At 72.5% G+C, this 21,304-nt stretch carries 20 protein-coding genes; 9 read left to right on the top strand and 11 right to left on the bottom strand.

What is annotated here, in order from left to right:
• Positions 1-16: 16 nt before the first annotated feature.
• Genes BJ999_RS19740 through BJ999_RS19730 form a run of 3 tightly spaced genes read right to left on the bottom strand, consistent with a single transcriptional unit; the run spans position 17 to position 3,403 of the window.
• Positions 17-691, bottom strand: a complete 675-nt coding sequence (locus tag BJ999_RS19740; RefSeq protein ID WP_179834652.1) for an L-ribulose-5-phosphate 4-epimerase — start codon at positions 689-691, stop codon at positions 17-19.
• Positions 691-2,343 (bottom strand): ribulokinase, encoded by a 1,653-nt coding sequence (gene araB / locus BJ999_RS19735; protein ID WP_229810560.1) that lies wholly within the window; start codon positions 2,341-2,343, stop codon positions 691-693. Before araB ends, BJ999_RS19740 begins: the two co-directional genes overlap by 1 nt.
• Before the next feature lie 37 nt (positions 2,344-2,380).
• Positions 2,381-3,403, bottom strand: coding sequence for a LacI family DNA-binding transcriptional regulator (locus tag BJ999_RS19730; RefSeq protein WP_308427279.1), 1,023 nt, complete (start codon positions 3,401-3,403; stop codon positions 2,381-2,383).
• Positions 3,404-3,950: 547 nt separating this feature from the next.
• Between BJ999_RS19730 and BJ999_RS19725 the strand changes: the two genes are divergently transcribed.
• Entirely contained in the window at positions 3,951-4,730 is a 780-nt protein-coding gene (locus BJ999_RS19725) for an SAM-dependent methyltransferase (protein ID WP_179834650.1), read from the top strand.
• Here BJ999_RS19725 and BJ999_RS19720 read toward each other — a convergent pair.
• On the bottom strand, positions 4,695-4,913 hold the full coding sequence (locus tag BJ999_RS19720) for a DUF397 domain-containing protein (protein WP_179834649.1): 219 nt from the start codon (positions 4,911-4,913) through the stop codon (positions 4,695-4,697). The two genes, BJ999_RS19725 and BJ999_RS19720, sit on opposite strands and share 36 nt — an antisense overlap.
• A 180-nt stretch (positions 4,914-5,093) precedes the next feature.
• Positions 5,094-5,336: a Scr1 family TA system antitoxin-like transcriptional regulator gene (locus BJ999_RS44020; protein WP_373292834.1), complete on the bottom strand. Its 243-nt coding sequence runs from the start codon at positions 5,334-5,336 to the stop codon at positions 5,094-5,096.
• Positions 5,337-5,843: 507 nt separating this feature from the next.
• On the opposite strand from BJ999_RS44020, the gene BJ999_RS19710 reads away from it, so the two are divergent.
• Positions 5,844-6,656 carry a transporter substrate-binding domain-containing protein gene (locus tag BJ999_RS19710; protein WP_229810559.1) on the top strand — a complete coding sequence of 271 codons (813 nt, stop codon included), beginning with the start codon at positions 5,844-5,846 and terminating at the stop codon, positions 6,654-6,656.
• Here the strand turns inward: BJ999_RS19710 and BJ999_RS19705 are convergent.
• From BJ999_RS19705 to BJ999_RS19690, 4 genes are all read right to left on the bottom strand, one after another.
• Positions 6,653-6,814 carry a hypothetical protein gene (locus BJ999_RS19705; protein ID WP_179834646.1) on the bottom strand — a complete coding sequence of 54 codons (162 nt, stop codon included), beginning with the start codon at positions 6,812-6,814 and terminating at the stop codon, positions 6,653-6,655. The two genes, BJ999_RS19710 and BJ999_RS19705, sit on opposite strands and share 4 nt — an antisense overlap.
• A 519-nt stretch (positions 6,815-7,333) precedes the next feature.
• Positions 7,334-8,563, bottom strand: a complete 1,230-nt coding sequence (locus BJ999_RS19700) for an acyl-CoA dehydrogenase family protein (protein ID WP_179834645.1) — start codon at positions 8,561-8,563, stop codon at positions 7,334-7,336.
• 93 nt (positions 8,564-8,656) lie between these two features.
• A complete protein-coding gene (locus BJ999_RS19695; protein WP_179834644.1) occupies positions 8,657-9,637 on the bottom strand; it encodes a glucosyl-3-phosphoglycerate synthase in 981 nt (326 codons plus the stop codon).
• A 142-nt stretch (positions 9,638-9,779) separates the two neighbouring features.
• Positions 9,780-11,216, bottom strand: a complete 1,437-nt coding sequence (locus BJ999_RS19690; protein WP_179834643.1) for a helix-turn-helix domain-containing protein — start codon at positions 11,214-11,216, stop codon at positions 9,780-9,782.
• A gap of 150 nt (positions 11,217-11,366) precedes the next feature.
• Here BJ999_RS19690 and aceA point away from each other — a divergent pair, with 150 nt between their 5' ends.
• The 5 genes from aceA (at position 11,367) to BJ999_RS19665 (ending at position 17,104) form a co-directional block, all read left to right on the top strand.
• Entirely contained in the window at positions 11,367-12,650 is a 1,284-nt protein-coding gene (gene aceA, locus BJ999_RS19685) for an isocitrate lyase (RefSeq protein WP_179834642.1), read from the top strand.
• A 239-nt stretch (positions 12,651-12,889) separates the two neighbouring features.
• The gene (locus BJ999_RS19680) at positions 12,890-14,407 is read left to right on the top strand and encodes a M1 family metallopeptidase (RefSeq protein WP_179834641.1); all 1,518 of its coding nucleotides are present in this window, start codon (positions 12,890-12,892) and stop codon (positions 14,405-14,407) included.
• A 105-nt stretch (positions 14,408-14,512) separates the two neighbouring features.
• Positions 14,513-15,301: an ABC transporter permease gene (locus tag BJ999_RS19675; protein WP_179834640.1), complete on the top strand. Its 789-nt coding sequence runs from the start codon at positions 14,513-14,515 to the stop codon at positions 15,299-15,301.
• On the top strand, positions 15,294-16,112 hold the full coding sequence (locus tag BJ999_RS19670; protein ID WP_229810558.1) for an ABC transporter permease: 819 nt from the start codon (positions 15,294-15,296) through the stop codon (positions 16,110-16,112). The genes BJ999_RS19675 and BJ999_RS19670 overlap by 8 nt, the downstream gene beginning before the upstream one ends.
• On the top strand, positions 16,112-17,104 hold the full coding sequence (locus BJ999_RS19665; protein ID WP_229810557.1) for an ABC transporter ATP-binding protein: 993 nt from the start codon (positions 16,112-16,114) through the stop codon (positions 17,102-17,104). The genes BJ999_RS19670 and BJ999_RS19665 overlap by 1 nt, the downstream gene beginning before the upstream one ends.
• Here BJ999_RS19665 and BJ999_RS19660 read toward each other — a convergent pair.
• Both BJ999_RS19660 and BJ999_RS19655 read right to left on the bottom strand, forming a co-directional pair.
• Positions 17,053-17,718: a response regulator gene (locus BJ999_RS19660; protein ID WP_179834639.1), complete on the bottom strand. Its 666-nt coding sequence runs from the start codon at positions 17,716-17,718 to the stop codon at positions 17,053-17,055. The two genes, BJ999_RS19665 and BJ999_RS19660, sit on opposite strands and share 52 nt — an antisense overlap.
• Positions 17,715-19,343, bottom strand: coding sequence for a sensor histidine kinase (locus BJ999_RS19655; RefSeq protein WP_179834638.1), 1,629 nt, complete (start codon positions 19,341-19,343; stop codon positions 17,715-17,717). Before BJ999_RS19655 ends, BJ999_RS19660 begins: the two co-directional genes overlap by 4 nt.
• 213 nt (positions 19,344-19,556) lie before the next feature.
• Here BJ999_RS19655 and BJ999_RS19650 point away from each other — a divergent pair, with 213 nt between their 5' ends.
• Complete coding sequence (locus BJ999_RS19650) at positions 19,557-20,348, top strand: ABC transporter ATP-binding protein (protein WP_218935139.1); 792 nt, start codon at positions 19,557-19,559, stop codon at positions 20,346-20,348.
• On the top strand, positions 20,338-21,276 hold the full coding sequence (locus BJ999_RS19645; RefSeq protein WP_218935138.1) for an ABC transporter permease: 939 nt from the start codon (positions 20,338-20,340) through the stop codon (positions 21,274-21,276). Before BJ999_RS19650 ends, BJ999_RS19645 begins: the two co-directional genes overlap by 11 nt.
• The last annotated feature ends 28 nt before the right edge of the window (positions 21,277-21,304 follow it).

Here is a 21,304-nt window from a genome sequence, read left to right as displayed (position 1 = left end):
CTGCTCCCTTCGCGGGTCACGGACGCTGTCCGTAGGCGTTCTGGTAGCGCTGGTACAGGCGGTCGATGTCCTCGGGCCGCAGCGGGACGGGGTCGCCGAGCTGGCGGGCGAGGTGCACCGCCCGCGCCGCGTCCTCGCACATCACCGCGGCCTTGACCGCGGCCCGCGCGTCCGCGCCGATGGTGAAGACGCCGTGGTTGCGCATGATCACCGCTGGGGAGCGGTGGCCGCGCAGCGTGCCGACGATCCCGCGCCCGATCGAGTCGTCGCCGATGGGCGCGAACGGGCCGAGGGGGATCTCCGCGCCGAACTCGTCGGCCATGGCCGTCAGGACGCAGGGCACCGGTTCCCCGCGGGCGGCCCAGGCGCAGGCGTACGCGGAGTGCGTGTGCACCACCCCGCCGACGTCGGGCATGTGCCGGTAGACGTAGGCGTGCGCGGCGGTGTCGCTCGAAGGCCGGAGGTCGCCCTCGACGACCGTCCCTTCGAGGTCGCAGACCACCATCGCCTCCGGGGACAGGTCGTCGTAGGAGACGCCGCTGGGTTTGATGACCATCAGGTCGCGGCCGGGCACCCGCGCGGAGACGTTGCCGGCCGTCCACACCACCAGTCCGTACCTGACGAGCTCGCCGTGCAGGTCGTTGACGGTCCGCCGCAGCGCGCGGACCCGCTCGTCGGGCGTGCCGGGCATCACAGGCCCCCTTCCGAGCCGAGCGCGTCGTTGCGCAGCCGCCGCAGCCGGTGCAGGACCGCGCTGCTCGCACCGCCCCGGGCCGCGAAGTGGTCGTGCAGTTCGCGGTACTCCGCGTAGAGGAGGTCATAGACCCGGGCCCGGGCGGGGTCCGGCGCGTAGGCCGCGGTGACCACCCGGCCCATCACCGCCGCGGCCTCCGGCACGTCCCGGTAGGCGCCCGCCGCGACCGCGGCGTGGATGGCGGCGCCGAGCGCCGGCGCCTGGTCGGAGGCGGCGATGGAGACCGGCCGGCGCAGGACGTCGGCGTAGATCTGCATCAGCGCCGCGTTGCGTTTCAGCCCGCCGGCGACGACGAACTCCTCGACCGGGACCCCGGCCGCCTCGAAGGCCTCGACGATGACGCGGGTCCCGTAGGCCGTCGCCTCCATGAGCGCGCGGTAGACCTCCTCCGGCCGCGTGGCCAGGGTCATTCCCGCGATCACGCCCGACAGGTGGTGGTCGACCAGGACCGAGCGGTTGCCGCCCGTCCAGTCCAGCGCCACCAGTCCGTGCGAGCCGACGGGCGCCGCGGATCCGGCCGCCAGTTCGTCGTGGTCCCGTCCGGTCATGCGGGTCCACCAGGCGAAGATGTCGCCGACCGCGCTCTGCCCGGCCTCGTAGCCGTAGGCTCCGGCGGTGATGCCGCCGTCCACGACGCCGCAGATCCCCGGGACCTCGGCGAGGACCGCGCTGCTGACCACGTGGCAGGTCGACGTCCCCATGATCGCCAGCAGCCGGCCGTTCTCGACCGCGCGGGCGGCCGGCGCGGTGACGTGGGCGTCGATGTTGCCGGCGGCCACCGCGATGCCCTCCGGCAGACCGGTCCGGCGGGCCGCCTCCGCGGTCAGCGTCCCCACCCGCGACCCCAGCGGGGAGAGCGGATGGGCCAGCCGCGTGGCCGCGAAGTCGGCGAAGCCGGGATGCAGCGCGGCCAGGTAGTCGGCGGAGGGGTAGCCGCCGTCCTGGTGGATGCCCTTGTAGCCGGCGGTGCAGGCGTTGCGCGTCTCGCGGCCCGTCAGCTGCCAGACGATCCAGTCCGCCGCCTCGATCCAGCGTTCCGTACGCCGGTAGGTGTCCGGATCCTCCTCCAGGACCTGCAGCGCCTTGGCGAACTGCCACTCCGAGGAGATCCGTCCGCCGTACCGCTTGATCCACTTCTCCGCGCGCTCGTGCGCCAGTGCGGTGATGCGGTCGGCCTGCGGCTGGGCCGCGTGGTGCTTCCACAGCTTCGGCCAGGCGTGCGGCCGGCCGGCCGACTCCGGGAGCTCGCACAGCGGGGTGCCGTCCGACAGGACGGGCAGCACCGTGCAGGACGTGAAGTCGGTGCCGATCCCGACGATCTGGGCCGGATCCACCCCGGCCTCCGCGACGGCCGCGGGGACGGCGGTGCTCAGCACGGCCCGCCAGTCCGCGGGATTCTGCAGTGCCCAGTCGGGCGGGAGCGTCTCCCCCGTGACGGGCAGCGCCCGCTCGATCACCGCGTCGGCGTAGTCGTGGACGGCGCCGCCCAGCTCGGCGCCGTCGGCGACCCGGACGACGACCGCCCGGCCGGACAGCGTGCCGAAGTCGACACCGACGACGCAGGCGGCCTGGCTGATGTTAGCGCTCACAATTCCCTCATCGCTGGAGTACGCGGACATCGGTCGGTCAGGTGCGCGGGGCCGGCCGGGCGCTGGACCTGACCACCAGCTCCGGCGGGATCAGCACATTCCCCGGCGGCCCCGAGGGTTCGCCCAGGCGCTGCACCAGCAGCTCCAGCGAACGGCGGCCGAGCTCGCCGAAGTCCTGGCGCACCGTGGACAGCGGCGGGATGAAGTAGGCGGCCTCCGGGATGTCGTCGAAGCCGACCAGGCTGACGTCCTCGGGGACCCGGCGGCCGGCCTCGTGCAGCGCGCGGAGCACGCCCAGGGCCATGTGGTCGTTGGCGCAGAACACCGCCGTGACCGCGGGGTCCTCCGCGAGCCGCCGGCCGGCCTCGTAGCCCGACCTGGCGCTCCAGTCACCGGTCAGCATCTCCGGCACCGCGGCTCCGGCCCCGGTCAGGGTCGCGCGCCAGCCGTCGGCCCGGCCGACCGCGTCGAGCCAGGTCGCGGGGCCCGCGACGTGGTGGACCGTGCGGTGCCCGAGGTCGAGCAGGTGGCGGGTGGCCGCCACCGCGCCGGCCCGCTGGTCGATCGCCACCATCGGAACCCCCGCGGTCAGCCCGCACCCGGCCCCCACCAGCGGCACGAGCCGGCCGGCCTGCGCCAGCACGTCGTTCGTCGAGATGTGCGGGGCGATCACCACGACGCCTTCGACGGCCTGCACCGCCAACCGCTCGACCGCGTCCAGCAGGGCGCGCCGCGTGATCGCGCGCAGGCTGACGATGCTGACGAAGAAGTCGGCGTTCCGGGCGGCCTGCTCGATGCCGTGCAGCATCGACGCCGGACCGTAGAGCGTGGATTCGAAGCTGACCACACCGAGCGTCCTGGAGCGCCGGGTCACCAGGGTCCGGGCCGCCGAGTTCGGCCGGTAGCCGAGCTCGGCGATCGCCGCCTGCACACGGGCGCGGGTCCGCGCCGAGACGTTCGGATGGTCGTTGACCACCCGCGACACCGTCTGGTGCGACACCCCCGCCAACTGGGCGACGTCGGCCATGATCGGCGGATTCGACGAGCCGTGTTCCGCCACTCGTCCCCTCCTCCGCGGTCGCGCCGGGAGCCCGGCAGTGATGCGTAGGGCCGATTGTGAGCGCAAACATTTCACCCGTCAACCCCCCGTACGCGATGGGTTCGAACGGGCGGTGACGGGCACTCGGCATCGGCGATCAGGTAGTCGGATGATCACCGATGCCGAGCCGGACCCCGCCGGCCCACGGGGACGCCTAGCGCACCGGCAGGCCCGTGATGGTGCGGCCGACCACCAGGCGCTGGACCTCCGAGGTGCCCTGGGAGATGGTGAAGACCTTCGATGGCGAACCCGTGACCTGCGTTCCCTGCTCACTCCCAATCTGGCCCCGCTCCAGGCACGCTTAATCCCGTCCCCGATACGTCCTATCCCGCTTGATCCACTCCCGCGCGACCCCCAGCCGTCACCCAGCTCCGCGCGCTACGAGCGGGTGCCGCGCCGGGAGGTATGACAGAGGATCGGCAAGACGGGCCAGATTTCGGCCGCGCGCGCGGCCTCGCCGCATCACAGCAATGTGTCTGTCGGTAAGGCCCGTGGCAGCATCGTGCGCATGCCTCCCCCCGACATCGATGTCGACCGCCCCTCAGCCGCCCGCGTCTACGACTACGTGCTCGGCGGCAGGGACAACTACGCAGTCGACCGTCAAGCCGCCGAGCAGCTCTTTGAGATCGCGCCGGAGATCCGCGACACCGCGCGGGCCAACCGCGCCTTCCTGCAACGCGCGGTCCGCCATCTCGCCGGGCAGGGCATCCGCCAGTTCCTCGACCTCGGCGCCGGCCTTCCGACGGTCGAGAACACCCACGAGGTCGCCCAGGCCGCGGCCGATGACACCAGGACCGTGTACGTCGACAACGACCCGATCGTCCTCGCGCACGGTCGAGCGTTCCTGGACTTGGACGCGCAGACCTCGTTCCTGCCAGCCGACATCCGCGACACCTCGGCGGTAGTGAAGGGCGCCGGTGAGCAGCTGAACCTGTCAGAGCCCGTCGGATTGTTCTTCGTCAACGTGCTGCACCTGGTCGGCGACCAGGACGACCCGGCCGGGCTCGTGGCCGCATACACCCGCGCGCTGGCACCCGGCTCACACGTGGTGATCACGCACGTGTCCAGCGACGGCGCCGGCTCGGAGCTCCGGGAGCGCATCGGCAGGGTATTCGCCGGGACCTCGGCCGACGCGCGGCTCCGCACGCGCGAGGAGATTCACGGGATGTTCGGCGAGCTGCCGCTGCTGGAGCCAGGCCTGGTCGACGTTGCGGCGTGGCGTCCCGAGGACGGCGACCCGCCCGTCGGCGAGCTACGCGTGTTCGCCGGCATGGCCCGGGTGCCGTAGGTCGTGGCGGCCGGCGCGCACGGCCTGCACCAGCCCCGCCCACGTGCCGGCCGACATGCCCAGCTGCGACCCAGGGTCCTTGGAGTCGCGGATCGCGACGCCGACGGTGGACGGGCGGACTTCGACGCATTGGCCGTGGGCGTCGCTGCCGCCGGCCTTCCGCCAGACCCTGGAGTTGGTCATGTTCCACCTTCGCCCGGAGGTAGTTCACCCGCGCTCCGATCAGGGTGAGGGTGTCCGCCGTCGAGCAAGCCGCAGCGATCAGCCTCTCCCATGAGCGGAGGAACTCGGTGACCCGCGGCACGTCCTCCTGCCACAGGTCCCCGCGGTGTCTCGAGATACACCGCTTCAGGGTCGCTGGGCTCAACGAACGACAGAATCGAGAAAGGGCCAACCGCGGGGGGCGGCGCCTGCGGCGAAGGGCAGGATCTGCAACCGCACATGCCGGAGTTGCGCGACCTTGTGCAGGTGGTCGAGCTGCTCGACCATGACCTCGGTGCCGCCGACTGCTCGGCGCAGCGTCTCCTCGGCCAGGACCGCCGAGAGGTGGATCGGGTCGGGGACCGACAGGAGTCGCTCCTGCCGCTCGACGCGGAGGTCGGCCAGATCGTCGCCCTGGTCGGCGGTCAGTCTGGCGCGCGTTTGGCGATGAGCGCACGAGCGTAGCCGGGGTCTGCAGGAGGCCCGGGACCACGCCCGGTTCGTAGTTGCGAACCATGTCGGCCTCGGCCTCCAGGCCCACGTAGTTCGGTGGTGTGGCGAGCAAGGCCCGCCCGCAGCTCGCCCAAGTCTTCCCGGGAGACGGTCGGGTTCATGCGCCACGGTCCGGCGCGGCGATGGCGGCGGCGACGGCCCCGCCGAACGCGAGGTCTTCCCGCGGTGACCCGGAACCCGTCCCTGGGGCGCGGTCGGGCCGAGCGGCCCCCGTGTAGTCAGCTCTGGACGGCGGCGATGGTCACTAATCGACGTGCGGGTGAGCATCCTGATGGACGCGGTCCGCGGGCAGGCCGCTGGGGAGAGCGGCACGGACGCGGCGCGCCGCTGCGCGGCGTCCGCCTCCAGCGTCTTCAGCCGGTCTATGGTCATTCCGTCGGAAATGTGCGGGAGGTCCGGGTGGCGGTAGGGCGGGTTCTGGCGGCGGTCGTGCTGGCGGGTGGGATGCTGACAGCGTGCGGGCAGGGCGGCGCCGAGTCGTTGCTGGACGAGCCGACCCTGGTGGTGGGGGTGCGGCCGGACCTGCCGGGGCTGGGGCTGCGGCGACCGGACGGCCGGTTCGAGGGGTTCGACATCGATGTCGCGCGGTACGTGGCGAACCGGCTCGGGAAGAAGGCGCGGTTCGTCCAGGTGCTGGCGTCCGAGCGGATCACGGCGCTGACGTCGGGGCGCGCCGACCTGGTCCTCGCGACCCTGTCGGTCACGCCCGAACGCAAGACGCAGATCGCGTTCGCCGGGCCGTACTACATGTCCTACCAGGACGTGCTGGTCCGGGCGGACGAGCGCGGCGTCAAGGGCGTCCGGGACCTGACGGGGCGCCGGTTCTGCGCCGTCGAGGGGGCCGACCCCATCCAGCGGCTGCTGGCGGTGCACGGGATGACCGCCAGGACCGTCCCCGCCAAGAGCTATGACCAGTGCATGGGCATGATCAAGGGTCGGACGGTGGACGCGATCACGACGAACGACGTCATCCTGGCCGGCCTCGTCCGGCGGGAGGGCCGCGGGTATCGGCTTGTCAACGCGCGGATCAGCGAGCAGAACACCGGCATCGGGCTCCGCCGCGGCGACGTCGAGGGCTGCGAGGCGCTGAACCGGGCGATCACCCGCATGTACCAGGACGGGACGGCGGCGAGGTTGATGCACCGGTGGTTCGGCGGCACCGGGCTGGACCTGTCGATCATCGAGGTGCCACAGTTCGAGGGGTGCGTCTAAAGGGACATTTGGTCGAGGATCAGGTGCAACTCCTCGGCGCCCCCGCCCGAGCTGCCGCCCTCCCGGGTGCGGGTGGCGATCTTGTTCTGCGGGTAGGCGACGTCCTCCCGGCGGCGCTCGCGGGGCCGCCGGCTCTCGTCGAGCCTCCGCCCGATCACGTTGCCGAGGTCGAGGCCGACGTCCGTCGCGGACGTCGCCGGCGGCGACCCCCTCGTACACGGCGCTCCGCAGCCGTAGCAGCGCCTCGTGGATTCCCGTCGCGGGACGCTCCGGCTCCTCCATGGGGTGGGCCCCGGCGTCTCCGGAGGCGGGTCGGTGGTCTGCGGGGCCGTCGTCGCGGGCGTGGGCCCGGGGAACTCTCCCGCTTCGTGAGCGATAGCAGCGATGGCGCCGAAGGCGGTTAGCATGACGCGGCCGATGAGGTCCGGGGCGATGTCGGGCAGCTGCGCCTGGATCGCCTCGGCGAGCTGCTGGACGCCGGCGTCGGCGTCGGGCGGGCGGCGCGCTCGCCTGTCCGGGTGCTGGACGAGTTCCTGGCGGCCGGGGCCGCCATCCCGCGATGATCGGCTCCCGATCGGCTCCCAATCTCGGCTGCGGCATGCGCGAGGCCGGGAAGACAGCGGGGGCGGCAGATCGTCTTGCCAGAGGTCGCCCCCGCTGTCCGTGCAGCTCAGCTTCTATCTGACGGGCAGGCCCGTGATGGTGCGGCCGATCACCAGGCGCTGGATCTCCGAGGTGCCCTCGAAGATGGTGAAGATCTTGGAGTCGCGGTGCATGCGCTCGACGGGGTACTCGCGGGTGTAGCCGTTGCCGCCGAGGATCTGGATGGCCTCCTCGGTGACGTGGACCGACATCTCACTGGCCATCAGCTTGGCCATCGAGCCCTCGGCGCTCTGGAAGTCCTTGCCGGTGCGCGCCATCCAGGCCGCCCGCCACACCATGAGGCGGGCGGCGTCCAGGCGGCACTTCATGTCGGCCAGCTTGAAGGCGATCGCCTGGAAGTCGCCGATCTTCTTGCCGAACTGCTCGCGGTCCTGCGCGTACTGGAGGGCGTAGTCGTAGGCGGCGCGGCCGACGCCGAGGGCCATCGCGCCGACGGACGGGCGGGTCGTCTCGAACGTCTTCATCGCGGCCTGGCCCTTGGAGCTCTTGCCCTCGCGGCTGCGCGCGATGCGCTCGTCGAACCTGGCCTTGCCGCCGACGATCAGGTGGGACGGGATCCGGACGTCGTCCAGGATCACCTCGGCGGTGTGGGAGGCGCGGATGCCGTGCTTCTTGAACTTCTGGCCCTGCCTCAGGCCCGGAGTGTTCGGCGGGACGATGAAGCTGGCCTGGCCGCGGCTGCCGAGGTCGGGGTGCACCGAGGCGACGATCACGTGGACGTCGGCGATGCCGCCGTTGGTCGCCCAGGTCTTGGTGCCGTTCAGCACCCACTCGTCCTTGGCCTCGTCGAACACGGCGCGGGTGCGAATGGAGCCGACGTCGCTGCCGGCGTCGGGCTCGGAGGCGCAGAACGCGCCGAGCTTGATGTCGTCGGCGGTGCCGAACATCTGCGGCACCCACTCGCTGACCTGGTCCGGCGTGCCCACGGCGGCGACGGACGCGGCGGCGAGGCCGGTCCCCACGATCGACAGGGCGATGCCCGCGTCGCCCCAGAACAGCTCCTCGAACGCCACCGGGATGCCGAGGCCGGTCGGCTCCAGCCACTGGGTGGCGAAGAAGTCGAGGGAGTAGATGCCGACCTTGGACGCCTCCTGGATCAGCGGCCAGGGGGTCTCCTCGCGCTCGTCCCACTCCTCCGCGGCGGGGCGGATGACGTCCTTGGCGAACTCGTGCACCCAGTCCCTGACCTCGCGAACGTCCTCGCTGGGCTCCAGCGAGAACGGCGTCTGCTCCGCGCTCGTCATGATTAATTGACCCTCTCTCCAATATTGCGTGTTACCAACGGTAGCACCTTCGAAGTTACCGCGGGTAACACGTGGGCGGGGTGCGCGGAGCGGTCAGCGGCGGGGAGAGAAGGAGCGGACGGCTGCGTAGGCGGGGACCTCGATCATCGGCGGGCGCTCCCCCACGGCCACGTCGGCCGTGCGGGCGTCGTGCCCGTCCGCGCCGCGCCGGAACCGGGTGAGCGCGGTGGAGGGGGCCGCGAGGGGGATCATCCGGCCGTGCCGCTCCAGCCGCGACCAGGCGGTCAGCATGATCTGGCCCGACATCGCCCCGAGCGCCTCGGTGGACTGGTGGGCGTGGATCCGGCGGCCGAGGTCGACCTGCGCGATCGCGTCGAGCCCGGAGTCCTGGTAGACGTCCAGCAGCAGGCCGAGCTCCACCCCGTAGCCGGTCACGAACGGCAGCCGCTCCAGCAGCGCGCGGCGCCCCGCGTACTCGCCGCCGAGCGGCTGCATGACCCCGGCCAGCAGCGGCCAGTGCAGGTTGATCAGGGGACGTGCGACCAGTTCGGTCACCCGGCCGCCGCCGCCCTCGACGCGACGCTCCCCCTCGACCAGCGGCCGGTCGTAGCAGCCCTTGACGTAGCCGACGGAGGGGTCGGTCAGCAGCGGCCCGAGCAGCCCGGTGACATAGGAGGAGGTGAACTCGCGCAGGTCGGCGTCCACGAACACGATCAGGTCGCCGGAGGTCGCGGCGAGGGACTTCCACAGGGCCTCGCCCTTGCCGGACATGCGGCCCTGCTCCGGCAGGACGGCGTCCTGCGCCACCACCTGCGCACCGGCCGCGGCGGCCACGGCGGCGGTCCGGTCGCCGGAGCGGGAGTCGACCACGACGATCTCGTCCACCAGCGGGATCCGCTCGACCAGGTCGGTGCGCAGAGCCGCGACGATCGCGCCGACCGTCGCCTCCTCGTCGCGCGCGGGCAGCACGATGCTGATCCTGGTCGCGCCCTTGGCCGCGAGCAGGAGACGCGGCGGCCAGTCCTCCGCCGCACTCGTACGGTGGGCCAACCACGACGCGACCTCGGGCAGCACGCGCTCTCCCTTCTGTGCGGGGCGACCTGGACCGGACGCCCTCCTCACGTACTAGGAAACGCCGGATCCGGCCAGATCAGTCACCGTTCGCGCCTCGCACGGCGAACCGACCCGAAGGTTTAACGCGGCCACAACACGTCCGTCATTCGGCGGCGTGCCGGTCCAGGAATTCGTAGACGTCGGCCTCGTCGACGCCGGGGAACGCTCCGGGCGGCAGGACCGACAGGACGTGCGAGTGCGCGCGCGCCGACGGCCACGCCATCCCCTCCCACCGGTCCGACAGTGACTTCGGGGGCCGCTGGCAGCAGTCGCCGTCCGGGCAGGCCGACCTGACCCGTCGGGTCGTCTCCCGGCCACGGAACCAGCGGGAGTCCTCGAAGCGGACGCCCAGCGTGATCGCGAAGTCGCGCTCGTGGCTGGGGTCGATGTGCGACAGGCACCAGTACGTCCCGTTCGGGGTGTCGGTGTACTGGTAGTAGACGGAGAAGCGGTCCGCGGCGCCGAACACGTGCCTCCCGGCCCACTCCCGGCACATCCGCTGGCCCTCGATCGCGCCGTCCTCGTCCTGCGGGAAGGCCAGGCCGTCGTTGGCGTAAGCCTTGTAGATCGTGCCGTTCTCGTCGTTCTTGGTGAAGTGCAGCTGCAGGTCGAGGTGGTGGGTCGCGACGTTGGTGAAGCGGTGCGCGGCCATCTCGTAGGAGACGGAGAAGACGTCAGCCAGATCCTCCACCGACAGCTCCCGCGCGGCCTTGGCCTCCTGGAGGAACGGGACGACGCTGCGCTCGGGCATCAGGATCGCGGCGCCGAAGTAGTTGGCCTCGACGCGCTGGCGCAGGAAGTCGGCGAAGTCGCGCGGCTGGTCGTGGTCGAGGGCGATGTGCCCGAGGGTCTGCAGCAGGATCGTGCGCGGCGTGTGCATGCCGAGCTGCTCGCGCTCCAGGTAGATCCGCCGGTTGCGCAGGTCGGTGATCGACCGGACCGAGCGCGGCAGGTCCTGGACGTACTGGAGGCTGAAGCCGAAGTGCCCGACCAGCGTCATCAGCAGCCCCTGCGAGACCGCGCCGCGCCGGTACCCGACCGAGTCGAGGGTCTGGGACGCGACGCGCTCGATGTCGGCGAAGTGGTTGCCGCGCTCGTGCATCTGGCGGCGCAGCTCGGCGTTGGCCTTGCGCGCCTCCTCGGGGCTCGCGGTGGGCTTGGTGCGGCTGCGCCTGAGCTCCCCGTACAGCGCGAGGATGTGCTCGATGACCTCGTTCGGCATCCGCTTGCCGACCTTGAGGTGCGACAGGCCGAGGGTCCGGTACAGCGGGTCGCGCTGCGCCTCCTCCAGCTGGATCTCCAGCTGGGCGCGCCGGCTGGGTGGCTGGCGGCGCAGCAGTTCCTCCACCGGGCATTCCAGCGCGGCGGCGAGGGACTGCAGCAGGGACAGCTTGGGCTCGCGCCGCCCGTTCTCCAGCAGGGAGAGCTGGGACGGGGCGCGGCCCACGCGCTCGCCGAGCTCCGACAGCGTCAGGCCGCGGGCGCGCCGCAGATGGCGGAGCCGCTGCCCGAACGTGACGAGATCCACGCCACTCGTCAAGTTGAGGGGTTCTTCTGTCCGCAAGGTCGTCACCGCTTCATCGTAGCGGAAATTTCGCACTTCTTCTGTTACTCGCCAGTTCATAACCGGTTCGCGCCGGGGGCATAGTCGTGAGCAAGCACCCAGGGGACGACACGGAAGGGCAAGATCATGAGCGATAGTCGCCTCAAGGGCGCAGCCGAGGAGCTGCAGCGACAGTGGGAGACCGACCCTCGCTGGCAGGGCATCGAGCGGACCTACACGGCCGAGGACGTCGTCCGGATCCGCGGATCGGTCCAGGAGGAGCACACCCTCGCGCGTCTCGGCGCGGAGCGGCTGTGGACCCTCCTGCACGAGGAGGACTACGTCCACTCCCTCGGCGCGCTGACCGGTCTGCAGGCCGTCCAGCAGGTCAAGGCGGGCCTGAAGGCCATCTACCTGTCCGGCTGGCAGGTCGCGGCGGACGCGAACCTGGCAGGCCAGACCTACCCGGACCAGAGCATCTACCCGGCGAACTCGGTTCCGTCCGTCGTGCGCCGGATCAACAACGCGCTGCTGCGCGCCGACCAGGTGCAGTGGGCCGAGGGTGAGGGCGACACGCACTTCCTCGCCCCGATCGTGGCCGACGCCGAGGCCGGCTTCGGCGGCGTGCTGAACGCCTTCGAGCTGATGAAGGGCATGATCGCCGCAGGCGCCGCGGGCGTGCACTGGGAGGACCAGCTGGCCTCCGAGAAGAAGTGCGGCCACCTCGGCGGCAAGGTCCTCATCCCGACCTCGCAGCACATCAAGACCCTCAACACCGCTCGCCTCGCCGCGGACATCTCGGGCGTGCCGTCTCTGATCATCGCGCGGACCGACGCCGAGGCCGCGACCCTGATCACGACGGACGTGGACGAGCGCGACCGCGAGTTCACCACCGGCGAGCGCACCGCCGAGGGCTTCTACCGCGTCCGCAACGGCATCGAGCCCTGCATCGCCCGCGCCAAGGCCTACGCGCCGCACTCCGACCTCATCTGGATGGAGACCGGCACCCCGGACCTGGAGCAGGCGCGCAGGTTCGCCGAGGCCGTGAAGGCCGAGTACCCGGACCAGATGCTCGCCTACAACTGCTCGCCGTCCTTCAACTGGAAGGCGCACCTGGACGACGCGACCATCGCCAAGTTCCAGCGCGAGCTCGGCCACATGGGCTTCAAGTTCCAGTTCATCACCCTGGCCGGGTTCCACGCGCTCAACTACGGCATGTTCGACCTGGCGCACGGCTACGCCCGCGAGGGCATGACGGCCTACGTCGACCTGCAGGAGCGCGAGTTCGCGGCGGCCGAGAAGGGCTTCACCGCGGTCAAGCACCAGCGCGAGGCCGGCACCGGCTACTTCGACCTGGTCAGCACCGCGATCAACCCCGACTCCTCCACCACCGCCCTGAAGGGCTCGACGGAAGAGGGCCAGTTCCACTGACCCGCGCCGGCCGGACCCGCCGGCCCTGCTCTCCGGCCTGATCCCCAAGGACCCCGAAGGCCCCCGCGTTCCTACACCCGCGGGGGCCTTCCGGCGTCCCGGCGCAACCCGCGGCCCCTCCCACCCCCCTCGCCCGTCCCTCACGTTCCGGCCACATTCGGTAATGGATCTCGACAAACGCCGCCACAGGGGCGCATCGTGAGCCCCGCTAGTTGATCTCTTTTGAGAGAGGACCCCTGATGGCGCGTCACCCCCGGTTCATCCGGTCCCGGGCGATCCCCGGCCGGATGCTGCCGCTCGCCGTCGCCGCGGTGAGCGTCGTCGCGCTCGCGCCCGCCGCCTCCGCGGACGGGCAGGGCCACCACGGGCGCTTCACCCCCGGCGCCCCCGGTGTCGGCGACTCCTACTTCCCGCTGGAGGGCAACGGCGGCTACGACGTCCGGCACTACTCGCTGGCCCTGAGCTACGACCCCGACTACGACCAGCTCGACGGCACCGTGACCGTCACCGCGCGCGCCACCCAGGACCTGTCGCGGTTCGACCTCGACCTGTCCGGGATGGACGTCGACAAGGTCTGGGTCGACCGGCACCAGGCCCGCTACCAGCGGCGCGGCCAGGAGCTGGTCATCACGCCGCGGCAGGGGTTGCGCAAGGGGCGGACCTTCACCGCCGTCATCAGGTACGGCGGCGTGCCGCAGACCATCGTGGGCTCGCCGATCGTCTTCGGCTCCCCCTACGGCTTCCTGCACACCCCCGACGGCGCGTTCGTCGGAGGCGAGCCGAACGGCGCCAGCACCTGGTTCCCCGTCAACGACCACCCGAGCGACAAGGCCACCTACGACTACACGATCACGGTGCCGAAGGGCCTGACCGCCGTCGCCAACGGCCGCCCGGCGGGGCACCGCACCGCCGTCGCCGGCTTCAGCCGCCGCGCGTCCAAGACCCGCGCCGAGGTCTTCAAGTGGCGCGAGGACAGCCCGATGGCGAGCTACCTCACCACGATCGACATCGGCAGGTGGGACGTGCGGCAGGGCCGCACGCCCCGGGGCGTCCCCAACTACACGGCCGTCGACCCCGAGCTGCTCGCCGCCCAGCCGGACGCGGTGAGCTTCTTCTACGACACCACCAGCGAGGTCACCGACCTCTGGTCCAAGACGTTCGGGGAGTACGCGTTCGGCAGCACCGGCGCGATCGCCGACGACGCCCGCTTCAACGGCCAGCCGCTCGGCTTCTCCCTGGAGACGCAGAGCAAGCCCGTGTACTCGGCCGTGCGCAGCACCGGCACGATCGCGCACGAGCTGGCGCACCAGTGGTACGGGGACGCGGTCTCGCCCGCGCGGTGGAAGGACGTGTGGCTGAACGAGAGCTTCGCCACCTGGGCCGCCTGGTACTACAACGAGGTCCACGGCCGCCAGACCGTGCACGACGCGGCCCGCGCCACCTACGCCGCCCGGCCGTTCCCCGACCGTGAGGGCCGCCCGTACTGGTCGGTGCTCACCGCCGACCCGCAGCGCGACACCATGTTCAACGACCGCGTCTACAGCGGCGGCGGCATGATGCTGCAGTTCCTCCGGGAGAAGATCGGTGACGACAGGTTCTTCACCCTGCTCCGGACCTGGTACGCGCAGCACAAGTACGGCAACGCCAGGACCGAGCAGTTCACGGCGCTGGCCCAGCGGGTCGCCGGGCAGGACCTGAGCGGGTTCTTCAAGGACTGGCTCTACTCCCCCGTCAAGCCCGACATCCCGCAGGACTGAGCTCGTCCCGCCCGTGGACCGGGCCCCCGGCGCGACCCGCCGGGGGCCCGGTTCTGTGCGAAAGTACGTGGTCGGAGGCGGGCCGCCGGTCTAGGCTCCCGGCAAGTGGGCGTTCTTCCGTGGGTGTGGTGGTACGGGTTCCGCCGCCACACCGCCTATCCGTTCGGATCCCTGACCGAGTCGCTCACCAACACGATGTTCGGCTTCCTGCGCGCCTACGTTCTGCTGGCGCTGTGGGACGTCCGGCCGTCGCTCGGCGGGTACGCGGCCGCCGACGCCGTGACCTTCTGCTTCGTCACCCAGGCGCTGATCGGGCCGGTGCAGATCTTCGGCGGGATGGAGCTGACCGAGCGCATCCGCAGCGGGGACGTCGCGATCGACCTGCACCGGCCCGCCGGGCTGCAGGGCTGGTGGCTGGCCCACGACCTCGGCCGCGCGGCGAGTTCGCTGGTGCTGCGCGCGGGACCGCCGCTGCTGGCCGGCGCACTGGTGTTCCCCTTCCGGTGGCCGGCTCCGGCGCACCTGGCCGCGTTCGCGGTGGCGGTGGTCCTCGCGACGGTGGTGAGCTTCGGGCTGCGCTACCTGGTGGCGATGGGGATGTTCTGGCTGCACGACGACCGCGGCCTGAGCGCCGTCACGCTCGTGATGTCGCTGTTCTTCTCCGGGATGATCCTGCCGCTCGTCGTGTTCCCCGGCAGGCTCGGCCGGATCGCCGAACTCCTGCCGTGGGCGGCGCAGATCCAGGTGCCGGCGGACGTGTTCCTCGGCCGGTACGACGGCGCCGGCCTGGCCGGCGCGCTGGCGTTCCAGGCGGGGTGGGCGGCCGTCCTGCTCGGGGCGGGCGCCCTGGTCACGCGGGCGGCCCGGCGGAGGCTGGTGGTCCACGGTGGCTGAGCCCGCGGCGCCCGGCGCGCTGCGCCTGTACGGGGTGCTCGCCTGGACGTGGGTCCGGGCGGCGGCGCAGTACCCGGTGTCGATGGTGCTGCTCGGCCTGGCCACGGCGGTCGTCTCCGTCCTGGACGCGGCCGCGATCATGGTGCTGTTCTCGCGGGCGCCGCGCATCGCCGGGTTCGGCGTGTCCGAGGTCCTGTTCCTGTACGGCACGTCGGCCCTGTCCTTCGCGCTCTCCGACATCGTCCTCGGATCGACCGAGCGGCTCGGGGCGCACGTGCGGGAGGGGACGCTGGACGCGATGCTGGTGCGCCCGGTGAGCCCGCTGGTCCAGATCGCGACGGAGGGCTTCACCCCGCGCCGGCTCGGCAAGCTCGTCCCGGCCGTGCTGGTGCTCGGGTACGCGCTCGGCCGGCTGGACGTCCACTGGACCCCGGGCCGGCTCGCGATGCTCCCGGTCATGGTGCTGTCCGGAACGGCGATCTTCGGAGGGCTGTGGGTGCTGACGGCCGCGGTGCAGTTCGTGCTCGTCGACAGCCACGGGGCGAGCAAGTCGGTCACCTACGGCGGCGCGTTCCTCACCCAGTACCCGATGACCGTGTTCTCCCGGGACCTGGTCCGCGGGGTGACGTTCGTCGTGCCGCTGGCGTTCGTCAACTGGCAGCCCGCGCTGTACGTCCTGGACCGTCCGGACCCGCTCGGGCTGCCGGGCGCCGCGCGGTTCGCCTCCCCGGCGGTCGCCGCGGTGCTGTGCGCGGCGGCGGCGACCGCGTGGCGGGCCGGCCTGCGGCACTACCGATCGACAGGGAGCTGATGCCGGTGCCGATGATCGAGGCCGAGGACGTGGCCAAGACCTTCACCGTGCGGGCGCGTTCGGGCGTCCTGCGGCGGGCGCGCAGGCCGGTGCACGCGGTGGACGGGGTGTCGTTCACGGTGGAGCGGGGCGAGTTCGTCGGCTACCTCGGCCCGAACGGGGCGGGGAAGTCCACGACGATCAAGATGCTGACCGGGATCCTCACCGCGTCGTCCGGGACCCTGCGGGTGTGCGGGCTGGACCCGTCGCGGCGCCGCACGATGCTCGCACGCCGCATCGGGGTGGTGTTCGGGCAGCGGACGACGCTGTGGTGGGACCTCCCGCTGCGCGCCAGCCTGGAGCTCGTGCGGCGGCTCTACCGGGTCGAGGCGGCCGCGCACCGGGCGCGGCTCGCGGAGCTGACCGCGCTGCTGGAGCTGGAGCCGTTCCTGGACACCCCGGTCCGGCAGCTCAGCCTCGGCCAGCGGATGCGGGGCGACCTCGCGGCGGCGCTGCTGCACGACCCGGAGCTGCTCGTCCTGGACGAGCCGACGATCGGCCTGGACGTGGTGAGCAAGGCGACCGTCCGCGACTTCCTGGAACGCGTCAACGCCGAGCGCGGCACCACGATCCTGCTGACCACGCACGACCTCGGCGACATCGAGCGGCTCTGCCGCCGCGTCCTGATCATCGACCACGGCCGGCTCGCCTACGACGGCGGGCTGCAGGAGCTGCGCCGCACCGTGGACGCCGACCGGCTGCTGGTGGTGGAGCTCGCGCGGCCGGCGCCGCCGATCATGCTGGACGGGATCGAGACCGAGCGGGTGGAGGGGCCGAGGCAGTGGCTCCGGCTGCCGAACGCGGCGAACGCGGCGGCCGTCGTCGCCGCGCTGGCGCGCGACCACGATATCCGCGACATCTCGCTGCGGGAGGCGGGCATCGAGGACGTCCTCGCCGGCCTCTACCGGGGCGACCACGCGTACTGGTGCTCGGGCCGGCCCGTGGCGCCGTAGCGCAGCGTCACCACGACCCGCCCGGCCTCGGCGAGCGCAGCGAGGTAGCGCTGGGCGGTGGCGCGGGAGATGCCGACCTGGTCGGCGATCTCGGCCGCGGACCGCGGCTCGTCCGCCCGCCGCAGCGCGTCGCCGACCAGCCGCGTCGTCACCGGCGACTGGCCCTTGGGCGCGGGCGTGCGGGCGTGCAGCGGCGCGTACAGGGCGCGGACCGCGCCGTCCAGGGCCGCCTGGGACAGCTCGCTCCCGCCGGACAGCGCCTCCCGGTAGCGGGCGTAGGCGGTGAGGCGCTCGTTCAGCGCGGCGGCGGTGAACGGCTTGATCAGGTAGTGCAGGGCGCCGTGCCGGAGCGCCTCGCGCACGGCGCCGGGGTCGGCGGCCGCCGTCGCCATGATGACGTCGGCATCCAGCTCGGGCAGCAGGGTGAGGCCCGAGGCGTCCGGCAGGTAGACGTCCAGCAGGACGAGGGCGGGCCGCAGCTCGGCGGCCATGGACCTGGCCTGGGCGGCGGAGTGCGCGAGCCCGGCCACCGCGAACCCCCGCAGCGCCGCCACGAACCCGGCGTGGACCTGCGCCACGCGGAAGTCGTCGTCCACCACGAGCACGTCGATCATCGCACCGCCTCCGCGCCGAGCACCCCGGGAAGCCGGGCGACCGCCACGGCCCCGCAACCGTCGGGCCCGCCCGTTCCCGCGTCCACGAACGTCACGTCGCCGCCCCGGGCGCGGGCGGTGCGGCGCGCGAGGCCGAGTCCGATTCCGCGCGAGCGGCCCGCCGCGGTGTCGCGGGTGGAGACGCCGTCGTCGAACACGGCGTCGCGCAGGCCGTCCGGCAGCCCGTCGCCGGAGTCGGCGACGGTGGCGTGCAGGTCGCGGCCGTCGCCGAGGAGTTCGACCTCGACGCGGGCGGGCCGCCGCCGCCCGAGCCGCGCGGCCTCGACGGCGTTGTCGACGAGGTTGCCGACGACGGTCGTCACGTCCAGGGGGTCGGCGACACGGCCCGGCACGTAGCTGCCGGCGCCGATGTCGAGCCGGACGCCCTTCTCGGCGGCGACGGCGGACTTGGCCGACAGGAACGCGCGCAGGTACGGGTCCGACAGGGGGTCGGGCAGGTTGTCGGGTGCCGGGGCGCGGCGCGCGGCGTCCTCCATCAGCGTGCCGATGTAGTCGGCGGCCTCCTCGCTGTGGCCGAGCTGGAGCAGGCCCGAGAGGGTGTGCAGCCGGTTGGCGTACTCGTGGCGCTGCGCCCGGAGGGCGTCGAAGAGGGTGCTGACCGAGTCCAGCTCGCGGGCGAGGGTCTCCAGGTCGGTGCGGTCGCGCAGGGTGATGACGGCGCCGAGGTCGCGGCGGTGCCTGCGGACCTCCCGCCGGTTGACGACGAGGACGCGCTCCCCCGCCGTGACGAACAGGTTGGCGGCGTCGCGCCGTCCCGTGAGGACGTCGCGCAGCGCCCCCTCCGCGGCGAGGCCCCCGGCGGGGGCGCCGCGCTCCGGCGCGACGCCGAGCAGCCGGGACGCCTCGTCGTTGCAGACCGCGATCCGGCCCGCGGTGTCCACGGCCACGACGCCCTCGCCGACGCCGTGCAGCACCGCCTCCCGCTCGTGGACGAGCTCCACCAGCTCGTACGGTTCGAGGCCGAGCGTCTGCCGCTTCAGCCTGCGGCCGATCGCGGCGGACGCGACGACGCCGAGCAGCACGGCCCCGGCGACGAACAGCGACATCTCGCGCAGCACGTGGCCGAGCTCCCGGTCGATGGCGCGGGCGTCGAAACCGACGCTGACCTCGCCGAGGATCCGGCCGTCCGGACCGTACAGCGGCACCTTGCCGCGCGCGGACAGGCCGAGCGTGCCGCGCTCGACGCGGACGACCTCGCGCCCGGCCAGGGCGTCGGAGGGGTCGGTGCTCACGTGCCGGCCGAGCTCCAGCGGGTTCGGGTGGGACAGGCGCAGGCCGCGGTTGTCGGTCACCACGACGAACAGCGCCCCGGTCCGGACCCGGACCCGTTCGGCGCGGTCCTGCACGAGCCCGCCGGGGTCGCCGGCGGCGACCGCCGCCGCGATCTGCGGGTCGACGGCGACGCTGCGCGCCACCGTGAGGGCACGCTGGCCGTACTGGTCGCGGAGCCGGCCGTCGAGCATCCAGGCGACCAGCCCGTACCCGAGGACCGCCACCACGACCACCACGCCCACCTGCAGGATCAGCACCTGGCGGGCGAAGGAGATTCGGGGCCGGACGGGCATGACGTGCACCGTAGACCATGCCGGCCCGGCCGCCCAGACCCCGGCGTGAGCAGAAAGCGCAGAACCTCGGGTATCGCGCTTAACGTGGGAATTCGCGGCTTGCGAGCACATCGCGGGCAAGGGTTCCGGTGACGCGTGCCACATTCGTACGGTGCCGCCGTGTCCACATCAGCATCACCCAAGCGAGACAGCGCCGGGCGACCCGCCGGGCCCGTGATCGAACTGGACGGCGCCACCAAGCGCTTCCGGTCGGCGGGCGGCGTCCACACGGCGGTCAGGGACCTGCACATGGCCGTGGGGCCCGGCGAGTTCGTCGCCGTGGTCGGCCCGACCGGCTGCGGCAAGTCGACCACCCTGTCCCTCGTCTCCGGACTGGAGCCGGCGTCCGCGGGCCGCGTCCTGGTCCACGGCCGGCCCGTGGACGGGATCCCCGACGGCGTCGGCTACATGTTCCAGAACGACGCCGTCCTGCCCTGGCGGTCCGTCCTGGACAACGTCGCGGCGGGCCCCCGCTACCGGGGCGCCGCCAAGCGCGAGGCCCGCGACCGCGCCCGGGACTGGGTCGCGCGGGTCGGCCTCGCCGGATTCGAGGGCTACTACCCCCACCAGCTGTCGGGCGGGATGCGCAAGCGCGTCGCGCTCGCGCAGACCCTCGTCAACGAGCCTTCCGTGCTGCTCATGGACGAGCCCTTCTCCGCCCTGGACGTGCAGACCCGCGGCCTCATGCAGGACGAGCTGCTGCGCCTGTGGTCGGGGTCCGGCGCCGCCGTCGTGTTCGTCACGCACGACCTGGAGGAGGCGCTCGTGCTGTCCGACCGGGTCGTGGTCATGACCGCCGGGCCCGCGACGATCAAGAGCGTGTTCGAGGTGCCGCTGGAGCGGCCGCGCGACGCCGAGGAGGTCCGGCTCACCGGCGGGTTCCTCGAGATCTACCGCGAGGTGTGGGACTCGCTGCGCGAAGAAGTCCAGATCACCCGCGAGAGAGGGGTCGGCCATGCGGCGTGAGGCGAGGACGCGCGAGGCGGAGGCCGGCCTGCCCCCGCAGACCACCGACCGGCCCGCGACGGCGCCGGAGGCCGCCGCGCCGGACGAGGGCGACCAGGGCGACCGGGCCGCGATCGCGCGGATGCGCACCGCCGGGCTGCGCCGCACCCTCGGCATCACCGCCGTCCGGGTCGCGCTCGTGGCGGTCTGGCTCGGGACGTGGGAGCTGGCCGCGCGGAACTGGATCGACCCGTTCTATTACTCGATGCCGTCGAAGATCTGGGAGCGCCTCGTCGACTGGTTCACCGAGGGCACCTCGCAGGGGTCGATCTGGGAGCAGATCTCGGTCACGCTCCAGGAGGCGGTCGCGGGCTTCGCGCTCGGCTCGGCGGGCGGCGTCGTGCTCGGCATCGTGCTCGGCCGGAGCCGGTTCCTGTCGGACGTGTGCGCGCCGTTCATCAAGGCCGTCAACGCGATCCCGCGCATCATCCTGGCCTCGCTGTTCATCATCTGGTTCGGGCTCGGCATGCAGTCCAAGATCGCGACGGCGTTCGTGCTGGTGTTCTTCGCGGTCTTCTTCAACGCCTTCCAGGGCGCCCGCGAGGTCGACCGGAACCTCGTCAACAACGCGCGGATCCTCGGCGCCGGGCGGACCCAGGTGCTGTGGACGATCGTGGTGCCGAGCGCCACCTCGTGGATCCTCGCCTCGCTGCACTCGGCGTTCGGGTTCGCCATCATCGGCGCGATCGTCGGCGAGTACACCGGTGCCGACAAGGGACTCGGACTGCTCATCAACCACGCCCAGGGCACCTTCGACGCCGCCGGGATCTACGCCGGGATGATCATCATCACCGTGCTGGCCCTGCTGGCCGAGTACCTGCTCACGCTGCTGGAGGGCCGGCTCTTGCGCTGGCGGCCCGCCGCGTCCGGGCACGACGTCCAGCTCTGACCCCTCCCCCCCGGTCCCCGCTCCCGGG

This window comes from Actinomadura citrea, assembly GCF_013409045.1.
Classification (GTDB): domain Bacteria; phylum Actinomycetota; class Actinomycetes; order Streptosporangiales; family Streptosporangiaceae; genus Spirillospora; species Spirillospora citrea.
The sequence above is the reverse complement of the archived record's forward strand: the minus strand, read 5'-3'. Positions and strand labels throughout refer to the sequence as shown.